Here is a 16,310-nt window from a genome sequence, read left to right on the forward strand (position 1 = left end):
GGTTTTTTTGATAAATACTGTATTAAAAATGCGGAAAATTTTGATCTGAACCAGAGTAATCTTTTCTCAGCAGCCAAAAAAGGAAGGCCGATTTTTATTTCGGCCTTCCTTTTTTTATAATGTTATCCGACAGTGCTTGTACGCTGCTTTCCAATATATACTTCAACTTGATGTGTTTTTTCATCATCTACAAGTTCCAGGAATGGCTGCGTTTCTGCATCTTTTCCATCAACCACCCATTTAACGGGAACACCATGCTCATGCTGGCAATAAACTTCAAGAGAATAAATTGTTTTCCCGAACCGATAGTCAATGCTGAACGATTTCCAATCAGCTGGAACACAAGGTTGAATGGAAAGCTGATTTTCATGAAGCTTCACTCCTAATACATATTCCAAACCAGCTTGGTACATCCAGCCTGCTGCACCTGTATACCATGACCACCCGCCCCTGCCTTGATGTGGACTCGCCGTATAAACATCTGCTGACATAACAAATGGTTCATTTTCATAGATCTGCACGTCTCGGAAAGTTAGAGTATGATTGATCGGGTTTAGCATTGAAAATAACTCAAATGCTTTATCATGTCGTTCTAACATCGCCCATGCGACAATCCCCCAAATGACACCATGCGTATATTGTCCGCCATTTTCACGAATTCCAGGAGGATAGCCTTGAATATACCCAGGACTTGGTTTAGAGCGGTTAAACGGTTTTGTTAATAAACGGGCCAGATTTAATTCGCGATCAACCAGTTCTCGGTCAAAAGAGAACATCGCTCTTTGCTGTCGCTCTCGATCGGTTCCTTGAGAAATAACCGACCATGATTGTGCAATCGCATCAATACGACATTCCTGATGCTTACTTGTTCCAATCCATTCGCCAGTATCAGTGAATGCACGGCGAAACCACGATCCATCCCAAGCATTTCGGTTAAGATTCCGTTCTAAATCATGCACCGCCTGTTCATATTGTTCAATTACAATATCAGAAATTGTCTCTTTTCCGAGTGTGATAAATCGCTTGAGTATATCCAAAAGGAACCAGCCTAACCAAACGCTTTCACCACGTCCCTTGGCACCAATGCGACTCATTCCATCATTCCAATCGCCAATCCCCATTAATGGAATTCCATGTTCACCAAACTTCAACCCATGACGGATGGCCCGTAAACAATGTTCAAGGAGTGTACCTGTTTCCTCAGATACTACCGTATTTTCGTATCGTTCCAATTCTTCTTCTTTGAGCACATCACTATGCAAAAATGGAACTATTTCATCAAGAATCGTTTTATCTCCTGTTTGTTCAATGTATCGTGATACTGTATAGGGTAGCCATAACAGGTCATCTGAAAATTTAGTACGAATTCCTTTATCTGTTTCTTGATGCCACCAGTGCTGTACGTCCCCTTCTTGATATTGGTGAGCGGCATTGATGAGTATTTGTTTTCTTGTGATCGCTGGATCTACATGTAAAAATGCAAGTGAATCCTGCAATTGATCACGGAATCCAAAAGCCCCTCCTGCTTGATAAAAAGCGGTTCTTGCCCATAAACGACAGGCGAGTGTTTGATAGAGGAGCCAGCCATTCATCATAATATCCATTGCCCGATCTGGTGTTTTAATTTGTATCTGACCGAGTGTTTTTTGCCAATATTGATCTACACTTGAAATCGTATTAGTAAAGGATGATGGTTGACTGTATTGGTTAATTAACCTAAATACCTCTTCTTTTGATGTTTCACAACCCATCAATAATGTTAATGTGACCTCTTCACCTGCATCAAGATCGACTATTGTTTGCAAGGCACTGCAAGTATTTGAAAAAGTACCTGCCCGTTTAGAAAGACTTTTTTTCAAAAGGGCTGCAGGAAAGTTTAATGTTCCACCTTTACCAATAAATTCTGTGCGGTCACCTGTCCAGGTATACGCCAATTGTCCACTATAATCAGAGCTGGCTATGTGCATGAAAGAGATTGCATCACGAAAAGTTTCTTGGTAAGCATTACGAGCAAGCAAGGCCTGATGATCTTCATCCCATTCACTAACGATGTACGGTGCCTGCATTTCCCGAGTTACCCCTAAAACCCATTCTGCATAATAGGTAACCGCTATTTGCTTTCGATCTCTACTTGAATTACGCAAATTTAGTTTGATTATTTTCAAAGTATCATTAAGTGGAACAGTCACTTCCATCTTGTGGACTACATCCCCATCTAACTGTTCAAACCGACTATAGCCTTTCCCGTGCGTCACAAGGTACGTAAATTGGTCCCCAGCAGGTTTAGGGGCTGCTGACCAAATTTGATCCGTCTGAAGATCTCGAAAATAAATGCACTCTCCAGGCTGGTCAAGGACAGGATCATTTGTCCAAGGTGTCAGCTTACATTCCCGTGAATTTTGCCACCAGGTATAGCCAGTACCAAAATCTGTGATCAAGCTGCCAAAACGTTGATTCGCAATTACATTACTCCAAGGTCTTGGTAAATAGGCACCCGGTTGAACTAAAATTTGATAGGCTTGACCATCTTCAACAAAACCACCCCAACCATTGAAAAATTCTCTTTCTAGATTAGGATTTGATGTTTGCTGGCCTCGTTGCGCTTTTCTGATGACCGTCGGCACTTTTTTCGGTCCATTTTGCGAAGCCTCTTCAATGCGCAATTGGGCGCTGATGCTTGGACCACTAGCCTTTAATTCAACACGTGCTGTTGCACGGAGTAAAATTCGTTCTTCCTCTGAAAGGTGTTCTGCTTTCAGAGCAATGATTCGCTTCAAGTCCACCATGCCTCTTGCGGCTAGTTGATCCCTTAAGAGATTCATCAGCTGATCTTGATAGCCGCCGATTGTTTCATCCAGGACTACAAGATCAACTTCCATCCCTAATAGACATAGGTATTGATGTTGACATGCTAATAAAACGATAAAGGGTAAATCAGCGAGATGATCAATTGTTACCATCGCAACAGGAACATCTCCGCTAACTCCATGCGACCATAATGATGATTGACCCAGTTTATTCTTTTCGATTGCTTCACTTCGTAATGCCGAAAGTGGCGGCGTAAAGAGAAGTCTGCCCGCCAGCATTTGAGCGACTGTTGCTTGCTCCCCCGTTAGATGCCTGTGGCGAAGATCAATTTGTGAGCGAACCCACGCCATATGAAATGTTCTTTCGGCACGATTCGGCGATTGTAACTGTTGAATAATGTCCAGTGCCTTTTCCTTACTTTCTGCTGCACCAGTAATAATGAAAACAATTACTGATTCTTTTGGCGGTAAATGAATTCTCCGTCTCATGATGAAAGCAGGGTCTACAACTGACCCAACTAAGCCTCGAAGACGCGAATGGGTTGCCTTTGGTTTCTGAAGAGAGTAACCTCTACCGATAAATTTTGCCCGATCGGTTTCAAATTCATAATCTCCACTTTCATCACCCTCAACATATACAGAATGAACTGCCCATGCCTCCTGTTCCTCATCCTCACGTCTCCTTTTTTTGGCCAGCAAGCACTGTGCATCTGCCTCATGGCTTGTTTCAATAAACAATTTGCTAAATGCTGGATGCGCATTAACCGCTGAAGGCTCTGCTAATGCTAATTCAAGAAACGTGGTTACCTCTAGGATTCGTTCTTCATCACTGTTATTAACTACCTTAAGCCGCCGCACCTCCGCATCTATATCAGGAGATACCGTAATTTCAAGTTCGGATGTGATATCATGATAGGTTCCCTCATAGACGGTATGATCTAAACGGAAGGTTGACTTCCCATCCTGGACATTTTCACAAGGAAATCTCGTTATACTCCAAGTATCGTCTTTGGTAACGTCATGCAAATAAATGAGTGGACCAGATGTATCTACTACTGGGTCTTCGATCCATCTTGATATGGAAAGACCGTTCCAAGTTAACATCCCTGTTCCATTGGTAGAATTGATACTTGTCATACGGCTGTTTGACAATACATTTACTTCAGGTACCAATGTTTGGCCAGTAAATGTTCGTTCAGAATGGGTTACAGGTCCTTCAAAGACAGGGAATGGTTTTTTAAGACCAATCGGTTCCTCGATGAAGGTTATTTTTTCTGGTATCCGTTCTTGTAATAATAAATCTGCAGCTCGAACGCGCAAATCGGCATGGAACCTTTTAATCATCTTTTCCTCAGTTAAAAGGTTGGCCAAGGTTAACATACTCATCCCTTGATGGTGTGCCATATAACTTTTTATTACTTGATACCGTTCACCTTTTGGCATTCTTCCTGTTGTAAAATCAACTGCTTCAAAAAAACCAAATTCACCCTTAGCATCTAATTTTTCAAATTGATGCAAAGCGTCAAGAGCAGCATTCCCTGCAAAAGGCAATGACATAATGGTTGCATATGGTGCAACCACAAGGTTCTGACCCAATCCGCGGTCTAGTCCAACTCCCGGAACACCAAATGCACGGTATTGATAGTTCAGTTGATAGTCAAACGCAAAGTAACCGCTTTCTGAGATTCCAAACGGGATTTGATATTTTTCAGCATAATTACGCTGTTTCTTCACAACTCCTCGGTAAGTAGAATCCCAGATCGTATTTTGATATGTCCTCATAATCAGACTTGGCATTAAATACTCAAACATCGTGCCTGACCAAGATAACAAGATTTTATGTTTTTCCGATAAACTCATCGTCCTGGCTAACGAAAACCAGTGTGAGGCTGGGATTTGTCCCAGCGCAATAGCTACAAAACTTGCCTGCCTTGCCTCCGATGCAAGTAAATCATATAGAGTTGTATCCTTCCTGTTTGTATCTACATGATACCCGAGTGAAAACAATCGCTCGTCGGCATTGTACAATGATTCAAAATTGGTTTGTTCAATAATCTGATCAATTTCAAGAACAAGCTCATTGATTGTTTTTCCAAATCCCGACTCTTGCTCGCCTAACTCAAGCAGCCCTTGGCGAACAACCATTAAATAGCCGATGAAATTTCCGGAATCAACTGTTGAAACGTACCTAGGAAAAAGGGGTTTGGCAGAACATGTATCGTACCAATTTAATAGATGTCCATTCCACTTTTCCATTTTATGAATCGTTTCGAGTGTAGCACCAATTCTTTTTAACATTTCAGCAGTGCCAATAAACCCCAAATCTCGCGCTGCTAGGACACACGCCAAATAGAGCCCTATATTGGTTGGCGAAGTGCGATGTGCAATGGTTTCCTTTGGACTTGGATGATATTGTACATTATCCGGCGGAAGATACGATTCCTGTTCGGTAACATAGCGGTCATAAAACGACCAAATTTTTAAGGAAAGTTCGTTAAGTTCAGAACTAGCATCTCCCAGCCATTCATGGGCAGTAGACTTTTGTGGTTTATTAAATTGTTGAAAAATCGGCTTTGCCAAAAGTAACAGTATTAGACCAACTGAACCAATGAACCAGCCAAATGCCCCACCAGTTAACAAACAAACCGCAACAAAAATTATTCCAGCGATATATCCGACTCCCTCGTACATAAACACTTTGCCATTTGCAGAACGGCGATCTGTTTTTGCAGATGGAACCCATTCAAGCAGGTTTTTCTTGCTGACAAATATGCGATGGAGAGTTCTGATAATGGCATCTAGTGAAAGTATAGTAGAAAACGGCAGTGCCAAAAGCATTAGAAAACACTGTTTAAAACTTGTGGCCAAACTATTTAAGTTTTGACCAAAAACTACGGCCAGAATGTCCCGCAAAAATGGCAAAAAGATTGTAATCATTACAATCGTTTCCCATACCCATCCTCTTCCAGGGAGAGTATCTATACCGAGAATGGCTGTAATGAAAAGTGCAGGGGCCATCAGACTACGGCGCAAATTATCGATAATTTGCCAGCGAGTTAATCCACATAAGCCCACTTTCTTGCTTTCACCATTGCGATCCTTACAGCTTCTGCCCAGCCATTTAATCAGCTGCCAGTCTCCACGTATCCAACGGTGTGCCCTTTGTTGGTATGCATAGATTGTCCCTGGATGTGACTCTACCACTTCAATATCAGAAGTTAATCCTGCCCTTAGAAAACCACCTTCCAGTAAATCATGGCTTAGGACGTGAAAATCTGGAATTCTGTTTACAAGGGTTTTTTGAAATGCCTCTACTTCAAAAATCCCTTTACCAACAAAAATCCCTTGGCCAAAAAGATCTTGATAGGCATCGGAAACAGCAAAGGCATATGGATCTATCCCTGGCTTTCCTGAAAGAAGTGCTGAAAATCGTGATTTTTGAGTAGATTCAAAACTTGAACCGATTCTAGGCTGAAGGACTCCAAATCCTTCCACAACACTTGTTTCCTCAGCATTTAACCGTGGACGATTATATGGGAAATGAATGGTTCCCGCTAAACGGCCGACAATGCCAATTGGAAGCTGTGTATCGTGGTCAGTGGTAAACACATAGCGGATGGTTGGCAGAATCTCTGCCGCTCCGTCTATGATTGAGAAACTTGTTTGTTTGTTTCCGTTGATTAACTCAACAAACTCAACAAGTTTACCTCTTTTCCGCTCCCAGCCCATATAAATGTTATCTACTGAATTGTAAAGGCGTTTTCGGTGAAATAGAAAAAATTTATTTTCACCATACTTTTTACGCAATTCATTTATTCGTTTTTCTGCATAGGTCACAATTTCCTTGTCGTTCAGCATAACCTCAGATTTTGCATCTGCAAAGTCTGCTAAAATCGCAAAATAAATGTTGTCCTGCCGATTTGCTAAATAATGAACAAGTAACCGATCGACAACATCCTCTACTTCTTCAATACTTGACCAAATAATTGGCATTACTACCATCGTAGCTGCTTCTGCAGGTAGTTTTTTGGAGTAATCATACCGCAAAAGAATGGTAGGATTACAACATTTAACGATCAGATCATGTATGATCGTGATCGTCCATTCACTTACAGGTAAAAGAAGGGCTAAAACGATAGCCACCTGCGATAATGCCCTTATTGAAATACCATAGGAGACCCATTGACCAGCCAATAACATTAAAGCTGCAAACAAAATAATGGTACCGATTATATACGAAGCTGATGGTCTTCTGAGTACAGCCACCTGTGGCAGCACTCGTGGGCGAGTCGAACGACATAGATCCTTTCGTAATAGGTTAATCCCGTGCGGATCCAGTAAGTAATATGCTAAACAAGCTTCACGGGGTTGCAAGATATCGCTCGTTTTATTGGATTTTGAAAGATTTATTGCCGTTTGTGCAACTAATGTTTCCGGAACATTCAGCTGATAGGCAATTTTTGCAGCACGGCTGCGGAGTAGGTCCCTGCTCGCTAAATCCATTTGTTCAAAATCATGATTTGGATCAGATAGCAATATTTTTTCAAGTTTTGATATTTTTGTAAAGGTCAACCGCCATGGCAACCGTTCGATCAAATGTAGGCTCTGCACTAGGTAACCGCATGTTACCTGAAGTTCAGCTTGAAGCTGATGTTCCAGTGATACCATTTGTTCAAGGTTTTTTTCGCTATTTTCCACATACGCTTTAAGCCAGTCATGTACAATTTGAATATTTGGCTCCCATTCTCTTAAATGTTGGACAAAATGTACAATTTCAACTGGCCCGAGTGGGTTTTCTCGTGCCTCTCGTTCTAATACAGCACGAATTTTGTCAGCAGACATATTTTTTGAACCAATTTGATCTAAAATGGAAGTGATTTTATGACACACGTTATGGCGATTCCTAACATCCCTCATGACTACAGCCAATCGCCTTATAATAATAACCCTCATTGCATTAATGAGTGCCCAGCATTCCACATCTTTAAGGATCGAAACCTCTTGATAGGACATTACATATTCTTCAAAAGAATGACTATCGTATTTCCCGCCTACATGTTCGAGGTAATCACTGCAAAGTTCGTATATTCTTGGCATACCCGTTGAGTTTAATCGAGGCAGCTTTTTAAGGACTGCACGGGGCATTTCACGAACAACTACTTGAGCTTGTGTCTCAATAAAATTAATGTGATCAAGCAGCCAATCCTCTGCGGGCTGAGTACATATTGGTTTTCCGGCCTGTAATTGTTCAGCAAATTCATGCAGACTTGCCAAGTCCGACCTAAATGCCGGCCAAAATGGTTTCGGAACTTTTTTTGTGGAACTAGCTTCATGCATCAGGGCGAACTCATGAGCCCTAGTCTGTAATTCTTCGTTATTTAAAATCATAAGCTCCTCCCTTATGGTACACATTGAAAATATTCCCAAGGGAGAGGAATTTCATACATTTTTCGACTTTCTATTTAAATTTTTACGTTATCCAAATACCATAAAAAAAGAGCCATCCCTACGGAAGACTCTTGACCAATCTCTTAGAATGTATGTGCTGCATCTTTTGCACGGGCAATAGCCTTTTCTTTAATTTCCTGTGCTTTATCAGGCATTGCATTGTGTCCCTCTACAAAAATACCTTCAAAAGAAGGAACGCCAAAAAATTGCATCATGATACCTATATATCGATGACCCATTTCCATTGCTGCTGCAGGTCCTTCAGAATAGTTGCCTCCACGAGCTTGAATATGTAAAGCCTTCTTATCAGTTAACAAACCAACAGGTCCCTCTGCAGTATATCTAAAGGTTTTGCCTGAAACGGCAACAGAATCAAGATATGCCTTCATAACAGGAGGGAATGAGAAATTCCACATTGGCGTTACAAATACAAATTTATCGGCAGCGACAAATTGCTCAGATAACTCAGATAGTCTGCCAACCTTTGCTTTTTCTTCTGAAGATAGTTCATCAAAACCTGTTCCAGATTGGAGTTTTCCCCAGCCGCTAAATACATCAACATCAAGCTGCGGAATATTTTCTTTATAAAGATCTAGATGAATAACTTCATCATTTGGGTTTACCTGTTTATAGGTGTCAATAAATGCTTTTCCTACTGCCATGCTGTAGGATTTTGTGTCATCGTGTGGATGAGCAGTAATGTATAAAACTTTTGCCATTTGAATCTATCCTTCCTTCAATAAAGTTTGACATTCTAGTTTGTGTAAAAAAACCAGAACCATTCTAATATCTCAGATTAAAATATTCTTAATCCGAGCTATATTTTAATTAATACCTGTTTTTATTTCAAGTAATATGCATATTACCAAATAAAAAAGGATTTATCTTGGAGACAAATCCTTTTTTTCTTATTTATTTATTTATTTCAAAGGTATAAGGGTTACCGCTAATATTGCTTCGCATTTCATCTGTCAAAACAAACGGTTCATTTGGCACAGAATCAAAATTTATTGGAAAAGAGCCATCATAATGTATTGAATTTTCCTCCATATGTACTAGTCACCTCCAACTATAGTATTGATCATATTTTACGAATTATTTATGAAAAAAGATACAGTTTTTTCAAATTATTTTGAATATTCAAATCACAAAAAGGTATTTAACCTTTTCAAATATCCTTTTTGTGTTAATCCATTAATTAATCTCGTATACCCTTTTTTATTTGAAATACTTTTTAATTTTCTGTTTCATCTCTTCTTTATTCTCCGCATACTGGCGATGACGGTGGCCGTTACCGCCAGATGGGTGTGGAAAACCATTTAAAACCCCATCAGCATTCATATAGTTGTTTTCTGCAAGATAGGCTAGTGCTTTTTCAACATTAACACCTAGTGGGATAATTAATGCTTGATTTAACTTTTCTAGTTCCTTCGCAAAATTTTCAATCACATGCCTTTTAAGGATCTCAGTTTTTAACAGATTTGGTGTAGAACCGCTATAGTTTTTCCTATTATAAAATACAGGGTATGTAATAATCGATGTGGTCTGGACGAGATTGCTAGCCGTTGTAAAAAGATCGCTTGTGGACGATATCCCTAAATAGGTATGTAGTTGAAGTTCATCTAGCATCGTAATTAAATTTTTCCTCATAGTTCCTTCAAAGCTGGAATTCTTTTTCACTTGATGCAAAATTTCTTCATCCGTCGCCTCTTTATCCTTAAAATCCATTACAGTTTGATAAGAAACTTTCATTTGATGAAGGCCTGGGGTAATACCGGCAATCACTATTTTTGCCTTTTCATTAATATGTTCAAATGGAGCGTAGTATATTTCCAGCTTCCTCTTTTCATCTTTTTCAAGCAAAAACTGTTGGCTGAGAATGGACTCCTCTTCTAGCGGTGATGGCAGAGACAAGATAAAATTTTTGTATGTATCAAATTTTGAATAGGATGCGATCGACATGAAATTTTCCTCCAGTTAACGTTTAATTTTTACTATAGCAAGAATAGGGAGAACATGAAAAGCAAAAGGACGGAAGCAAATGCAACCGCCCTTCTTTCATCGAATATTTTCATTATTTTTTTCTTCAATATATTTTCGCTCACCTGTGTTTGGATTAACATAGACCCGTGTTACAACCTGTGTAACTGGATCAATAGAAACCTCTTGCGTAGGTTCAAAGCCCTCAGCAGGAGCAGAGCCTGCGGCATTGTAGCGCTTGTCTTTTCGCTTGGAAATCACCCAAAAAATGAGAACTAATGTTAATTGAAACGCCAGGTAATAGATAAACCATTTCATAACTATTTAACCTGTTCTACAACAACCGCTGTCCCATATGCAACGATTTCACTCATGTTCTGACCAATCTCGCCAGAATCATAGCGAAACATGATGACTGCATTAGCCCCCATTGCCTGAGCATTTTTTGTTAACCGATCCATCGCCTGCTTTCTGGCATCTTCCAGCATCTCCGTATATTCCTTAATTTCACCACCTGCCAAAGAGCGGAAAGCGGCCGTGACCTGCCCTGCAAATCCTCGGCTTCTTACGACTAGACCAAAGCAAGCACCTTTGATTTCTTTAATTTGGTACCCCTCAATTTTTTCGGTTGTTACAATAATCATTGTAAAACCCCCTATAAGTGATGATGAACCATTATTATCATTTGTGATAATAATAACCGAGAAGTGAAAATTTGTAAATCATTTTTATTAATGTTAATTATTAGAAATTTTTCTTCCAGATGATTGACAAATACTAAGGTATATTTTATTATCATTATCAATAATGATAATAAAAATTAAGGTGATCCTAATGAAATCCAAAGCAGACTTAATCTTACATCCTGTTCGAATGCAAATAGTACAGACTTTAGCTGGCGGTCAACAATTTACTGTTCATGATATTGCCCTTCGGTTACCAGACGTACCACAAGCAACCCTTTATCGCCATTTAAACAAGCTTGTTAATGGCGGAGTCATTGAAACTGTGGCCCAAAATCAAGTAAGGGGAGCCATTGAGAAAGTCTATGCACTCGCAAGTGACGGCATGATTTCAGCCCAGGAATTTGCTGAAAGTTCGAAAGAAGAAAAGATGGGGGTGTTCATCCAATTTGTGAGCGGAGTCATCAATAACTTTGGTGAATATTTAAATCAAGATACAGTAGATTTTGTAAAAGACGGAGTAACATTTCGGCAGGCAGAAATGCATATGAATGATGAAGAGTTTCAAGAGTTTGCCCAAGGCCTTGCAAAAGTATTTTCCAAGGTAATGAATAATGAACCACGTGAAGATAGAAAAAAACGAAAAATAACAACCATTATCATTCCGAAAGTCAAAAAGGAGAGGATCGAGAATGACCTACCAAATTAGTGAAGAGAATGCAGTGATTACTAAAGTTGGCTGATCACTCGTTTGAAACAATCGTTGAAAAATAGAGAAAAAATTTTGGGGGAGAGTGTTGATAATGAAACAGCAGATTAAATTCAGCCGGATTTTTGGGTGTATTAAGCTTAATCGCTATGTTGATTGGAATTCCATACATGATTGCAGCTTTTGGAACTTCACCCGCTGTAGCAAAAGTGCCAGTTTCAGTACTGCTAACAGGTTCAATTGTTCAATCTACTATAACAGCCTTTTTGTTTGCTTGGCTTGGTTTGATTATGGGAAAGTCAGTTGGACTTGATGCTCCCATTTTTCGCAGGTGGATTACAAAAACAGGTACAGCACAGTTTCAAAGAAAGAATGTTGTGTTTGCTTTAATTGCAGGTGTAATCGTTTCGCTTATTACAGCAGGCTTGGATTACTTCATTTTTTTGCCCCATATCCCAAATATAGCAGATAAGGCCCCTCATATTTCTCGACTAGCAGGATTACTGACTTTTATGCAAGGCGGGGTATTTGAAGAAGTTGTGGTCCGTCTCTTCATTATGACTTTGATTGTTTGGATTCTATTCAAGTTATTAGGGCGCAAAAGCGGCGCAAAGTCCTGGATGTACTGGGTAGGAATCATTGGAGCCGCAATTCTTTTTGGAGTGGGCCATCTTCCCGCAGCACAACAAATGTTTGGTCATATTACCCCTTTCTTTTTTGTCCGGACGATCGTATTGAATGGATTGCCAGGATTGGTGTATGGTTATATCTATTGGAAAAAAGGACTTGAGTATGGAATGATCGCACATGCCATCAGCGATATCGTCCTCCATGGTTTTTTTGGATAAATTTTAAGAGACGGGGACATTTAATTTCCCGTCTCTTTTTTCCCATTTTTTAAATCTCAATGATAATCGGCAAAATCATCGGTTTTCGTTTTGTCTCTTTAAATAAGAATTGCCCCACTGTTTTTTTTACGTTTTGCTTGATCACATTCCATTGGCGAAGATTTTCTCCTCGCATATCATTAACCGTTTTTTTAACCAGACGGTTCACTTCTTTTATGAGCTCTTCTGAATCTTTTACGTAAACAAATCCCCTGGTGATTGTATCTGGATCGGAAATGAGTTTTTGTTCATTTTTGCTAAGGGTTAATACAATGACCAACATGCCATCCTCTGATAGCTGTTTACGGTCCCTTAACACCATTTCTCCTATATCTCCAACACCCATTCCATCCACATACGTATCTCCAGATGGGATATCCCGAGTCTGCCTTGCAACCCCGTGTTCAATATCGACTACATCCCCATTTCGAATAATGAAGGTATTTTCTTTCTCGACCCCAACAGATACAGCTAACAAACGATGGTGATGCAGCATTCTATATTCACCATGTATAGGAATAAAATAGGTCGGCTTCATTAATGTGATCATCAGTTTTAAATCTTCCTGATATCCATGCCCAGAAACGTGCATTCCTGTAGAACTTCCTGAGCCATAGATAACGTTTGCTCCAAGCTGAAAAAGATTATTGATAATTCGTGAAACATCTTTTTCATTACCGGGTATTGGCGATGCTGCCAATATAACAGTATCTCCAGGGTAAATGGATACACCGCGATAGCTTCCGCTTGCAAGTCTGGCGAGAGCGGCCATTGGTTCCCCCTGACTACCAGTACAAAGGATTGCAACCCTTTCAGGTGAAATTTTATCAATATCGTTTACGTCTATCAGCATTCCCTCAGGTATATCGATATAGCCCCGTTCGATCGCGACCGATACCACATTTACCATACTTCTTCCCAGCAGTACAAGCTTACGGTTTGTTTTAATGGCATAATTAACAACCTGCTGAACACGGTTCACGTTTGAAGCAAAAGTAGAGATAAAAAGTTTACCTTGGGCTTTCATAAAAGCCTCATCCATATGTCCAGCCACGATTCGCTCTGATGGAGTCAGACCAGGACGCTCAGCATTCGTGCTCTCTGAAACCAGCGCCAAGACCCCTTTTTTACCAATTTCAGCCATTTTATGTATGTCCGAATATTGATTATTTTCAGGAGTCAGATCGAATTTGAAATCCCCAGTATGAACGACAGTTCCTTCAGGTGTCTCAAACACAATCCCCAGACAGTCTGGTATACTGTGGCTTACTTTGAAAAAGAAAACCTTTATCTGTCCCAACTCTAGCTCTGACCTTGAATCTATTGGTATTAGTGTAGTATCTCTTACAAGGCGATGCTCTTCTAATTTTAATTCAATTAAACCAAGGGTGAACTTTGTCGCATAAATAGGAACATTTATCTTTTTTAAAAAATATGGAATTCCACCGATATGGTCTTCATGTCCATGAGTCACGACTAATCCTCGGATGTGTTCCCTATTTTCTTCAAGATAAGTCATATCGGGAATAATCAAATCAATACCCAACAGGCTTTCATCAGGGAACTTGCCGCCGCAGTCAATGATCACCATATCTTCTCCATATTGAATGACATACATGTTTTTACCAATTTCATTGATGCCACCTAAAGCAAAAATCGATAATAGATTATCATTGGTTCTCATGGTGAATCCTCCCAATTCGAATTAAATAGTTGTAGTATTCCCTTTTGGAAATGTTTTTATTAAAAAAATGTATGGTGACTGCAACTGTCAAAAAAAATCGGATTGACAATTTGATAAATGCCTGCCCAATTTTAGTTCCCTGCTAAACCGTTCCTAAAAATATAGACATTTATATACAAATATGTCCATATGTTCTATAAAGAATTAATTCTTTACTAGCACGCAAAACGAACAGAGCTTTTTGCGAATCGCGTTAGGGAATCACGCCCTAATTCCAGAATGGAAACATCCGTACAATTCGAGTTTTCCAACCAAAATTGACTTGATCGTCTCCATCGCAGTTTTGTGAATTTGTTCCTTCTAACTCCTTCACGAACAGGATATCTCTCGACACTCTGGATCGGCTGTTAGCCGCGCTGGTTATGAAAAACATGGAATCAAATTGGAGTACGTAGTCCTTTTCTTCCTTGCAGGTAAAAAGGAAGCGTTGCTCCAATTTTATAGTTGAAGCTATTTATCGATCAGCTTTTAATAGTTCAATTTTATCTTGGAATGCATACTCTTTTTTGTAATAGTTTGTAAGAGTTCGCCACTTACTGAAATTTGATTGTTTCCTATCAAGTCCTTTAGGGAAAGTGAGAACTGTATCATATTTTATTTTTTCTGGTTTTAAAAAATATCCTCTTCTGGCAATCACACAAGCTGCTGCTTCGTGAGAACTTAATCCATAACGTGCCATAAATTTCATATGTCCAATTTGGCTTGTATAAGCGGGATTTATTCTCCTTATGTTCACCCCTGCCTTTTTCGCTTTTGCTTCGATTAATGCTTGAAAGGATGAATAGGCAAAACCCGAAAGCATGCGGGCATAGCTGGCACCCATCTGCTTTAATTGTGTTTTCTTTCTGGTAAAATTCAACTTCTCAATCACGATATCTTTTTGAACCAGAACCGCATCGTTCAATACTTCTTTTATCGCATCACTTAATGAAGCTTTGACCTGTTCTTTCCTTCTGCCGTACATCGAAACTTTGATCGTGTCTCGATGAATTGGATTTCCATAACGGTCCACCTCACAGATCGCCAAGAATCCTGTATTGAGATCAATTCCGATTAATCCATTTCGATTGGATGTCCCGATTGGAGGAGTTTCTCTTTCGACCGTTGCATTTACATACCAGCCTTTTTCCTTCTTGATAAAACGGTAAGTGATGGAAGTAAAATATTTTTGTGGTTTCCCATTGCGAGTAAAACCCATATAGGGAATTTTCGCCTTATCCAACCATTCTTGTCCGTAAGGGAACATGACGGATGGAAACTCGATGTACTTCCCGTATTTCCCAATGAAGCAATCGGCAACTCGTAACCTGAGCGTATTCTCTACATTATACGTGGCAGACTGGTTTCCGAAGGTTTCATCTTTAGAACCGATCACAAGAAATTGGGAGCTTCTTGCCTCGACCCAATCGTTCTTCCACTGTTGATGATCTTTGTATTCATTTTCAATTAAATGGAATTGCTTATGAAAGAGTTTCTTTGAACCAAAGCAGATACGGATTCTCTTTGTGTCACGGTCGACCTTTAGCTTTTCAAGCTTTTGTTGCAGGTTTCTCAATCTTCGTTTCTTTTGGTGAAGAAAATGTTTAAGGTTTTTATACTTTTTTACATGTTGACGAAATAACGGATTTGTTTGTGGAATTAGAAGAAGTTTCTGGTGAAGTTTTGCTGTTTGATTTGTTTTCTGATGAATGATTTTTTGCAGGTGAACGGTTTTAGCTTCTAAATCTTGAAGATCCAAATCCCTTTTTTCCAAAAAAGAAGAGACCTTTCCATCCAACTGCATTCGTATGGAGTTAAACTGACGAGACGTAATGCCATATTGCTTTAGAAAGGTCTTTTTAAGATTGGAAGGGGGAATTTCCTTGATATGAGATTGAACAAATAGTTTGCGTTCTAGTTTTCCAAAAAACTTTCCATACTCTATGAGGTACTGATCAGATGTAGATCCACGATTCAGTTGGATGTTGCAGAGTTTCGTTTGGTACGTTTGAAACATCTTTTATCACACCCCAATCAAATTTGTTTTTGGTTTTAAACTATATTTTAAATAGG

The 16,310-nt window shown here is 39.5% G+C and carries 10 protein-coding genes; 2 read left to right on the plus strand and 8 right to left on the minus strand.

What is annotated here, in order from left to right:
* Positions 1–122: 122 nt before the first annotated feature.
* The 6 genes from RCG17_RS02830 to RCG17_RS02855 all read right to left on the minus strand — a co-directional run bounded on the left by RCG17_RS02830 (position 123) and on the right by RCG17_RS02855 (position 10,879).
* Positions 123–8,195 carry a glycoside hydrolase family 94 protein gene (locus RCG17_RS02830; RefSeq protein WP_308173762.1) on the minus strand — a complete coding sequence of 2,691 codons (8,073 nt, stop codon included), beginning with the start codon at positions 8,193–8,195 and terminating at the stop codon, positions 123–125.
* A gap of 143 nt (positions 8,196–8,338) precedes the next feature.
* Entirely contained in the window at positions 8,339–8,974 is a 636-nt protein-coding gene (locus RCG17_RS02835) for an FMN-dependent NADH-azoreductase (RefSeq protein WP_308173763.1), read from the minus strand.
* A gap of 193 nt (positions 8,975–9,167) precedes the next feature.
* Complete coding sequence (locus tag RCG17_RS02840) at positions 9,168–9,305, minus strand: hypothetical protein (RefSeq protein WP_308173764.1); 138 nt, start codon at positions 9,303–9,305, stop codon at positions 9,168–9,170.
* A gap of 168 nt (positions 9,306–9,473) precedes the next feature.
* Positions 9,474–10,217: a hypothetical protein gene (locus RCG17_RS02845; RefSeq protein ID WP_308173765.1), complete on the minus strand. Its 744-nt coding sequence runs from the start codon at positions 10,215–10,217 to the stop codon at positions 9,474–9,476.
* 96 nt (positions 10,218–10,313) lie between these two features.
* Complete coding sequence (locus tag RCG17_RS02850; RefSeq protein WP_308173766.1) at positions 10,314–10,553, minus strand: hypothetical protein; 240 nt, start codon at positions 10,551–10,553, stop codon at positions 10,314–10,316.
* A 2-nt stretch (positions 10,554–10,555) separates the two neighbouring features.
* A complete protein-coding gene (locus tag RCG17_RS02855) occupies positions 10,556–10,879 on the minus strand; it encodes a heavy metal-binding domain-containing protein (RefSeq protein WP_308173767.1) in 324 nt (107 codons plus the stop codon).
* 190 nt (positions 10,880–11,069) lie between these two features.
* On the opposite strand from RCG17_RS02855, the gene RCG17_RS02860 reads away from it, so the two are divergent.
* Together RCG17_RS02860 and RCG17_RS02865 are read left to right on the plus strand one after the other, a co-directional pair.
* Complete coding sequence (locus RCG17_RS02860) at positions 11,070–11,627, plus strand: helix-turn-helix domain-containing protein (protein ID WP_308173768.1); 558 nt, start codon at positions 11,070–11,072, stop codon at positions 11,625–11,627.
* A gap of 125 nt (positions 11,628–11,752) precedes the next feature.
* Positions 11,753–12,475, plus strand: coding sequence for a CPBP family glutamic-type intramembrane protease (locus RCG17_RS02865; RefSeq protein ID WP_308173769.1), 723 nt, complete (start codon positions 11,753–11,755; stop codon positions 12,473–12,475).
* A gap of 49 nt (positions 12,476–12,524) precedes the next feature.
* On the opposite strand, the gene RCG17_RS02870 is transcribed toward RCG17_RS02865, so the two are convergent.
* Positions 12,525–14,198, minus strand: coding sequence for a ribonuclease J (locus RCG17_RS02870; protein WP_308173770.1), 1,674 nt, complete (start codon positions 14,196–14,198; stop codon positions 12,525–12,527).
* 514 nt (positions 14,199–14,712) lie between these two features.
* On the minus strand, positions 14,713–16,254 hold the full coding sequence (locus RCG17_RS02875) for an IS200/IS605 family accessory protein TnpB-related protein (protein WP_308173771.1): 1,542 nt from the start codon (positions 16,252–16,254) through the stop codon (positions 14,713–14,715).
* Positions 16,255–16,310: the final 56 nt, after the last annotated feature.

It is taken from the genome of Neobacillus sp. PS3-12 (assembly GCF_030915385.1).
GTDB lineage: Bacteria > Bacillota > Bacilli > Bacillales > Cytobacillaceae > JAEVLT01.

Bases quoted from the DNA above. Each gene is read 5' to 3' on its own strand.
- RCG17_RS02830 (WP_308173762.1), bottom strand. From the start codon at position 8,195: ATGATTTTAAATAACGAAGAATTACAGACTAGGGCTCATGAGTTCGCC.
- RCG17_RS02835 (WP_308173763.1), bottom strand. From the start codon at position 8,974: ATGGCAAAAGTTTTATACATTACTGCTCATCCACACGATGACACAAAA.
- RCG17_RS02840 (WP_308173764.1), bottom strand. From the start codon at position 9,305: ATGGAGGAAAATTCAATACATTATGATGGCTCTTTTCCAATAAATTTT.
- RCG17_RS02845 (WP_308173765.1), bottom strand. From the start codon at position 10,217: ATGTCGATCGCATCCTATTCAAAATTTGATACATACAAAAATTTTATC.
- RCG17_RS02850 (WP_308173766.1), bottom strand. From the start codon at position 10,553: ATGAAATGGTTTATCTATTACCTGGCGTTTCAATTAACATTAGTTCTC.
- RCG17_RS02855 (WP_308173767.1), bottom strand. From the start codon at position 10,879: ATGATTATTGTAACAACCGAAAAAATTGAGGGGTACCAAATTAAAGAA.
- RCG17_RS02860 (WP_308173768.1), top strand. From the start codon at position 11,070: ATGAAATCCAAAGCAGACTTAATCTTACATCCTGTTCGAATGCAAATA.
- RCG17_RS02870 (WP_308173770.1), bottom strand. From the start codon at position 14,198: ATGAGAACCAATGATAATCTATTATCGATTTTTGCTTTAGGTGGCATC.
- RCG17_RS02875 (WP_308173771.1), bottom strand. From the start codon at position 16,254: ATGTTTCAAACGTACCAAACGAAACTCTGCAACATCCAACTGAATCGT.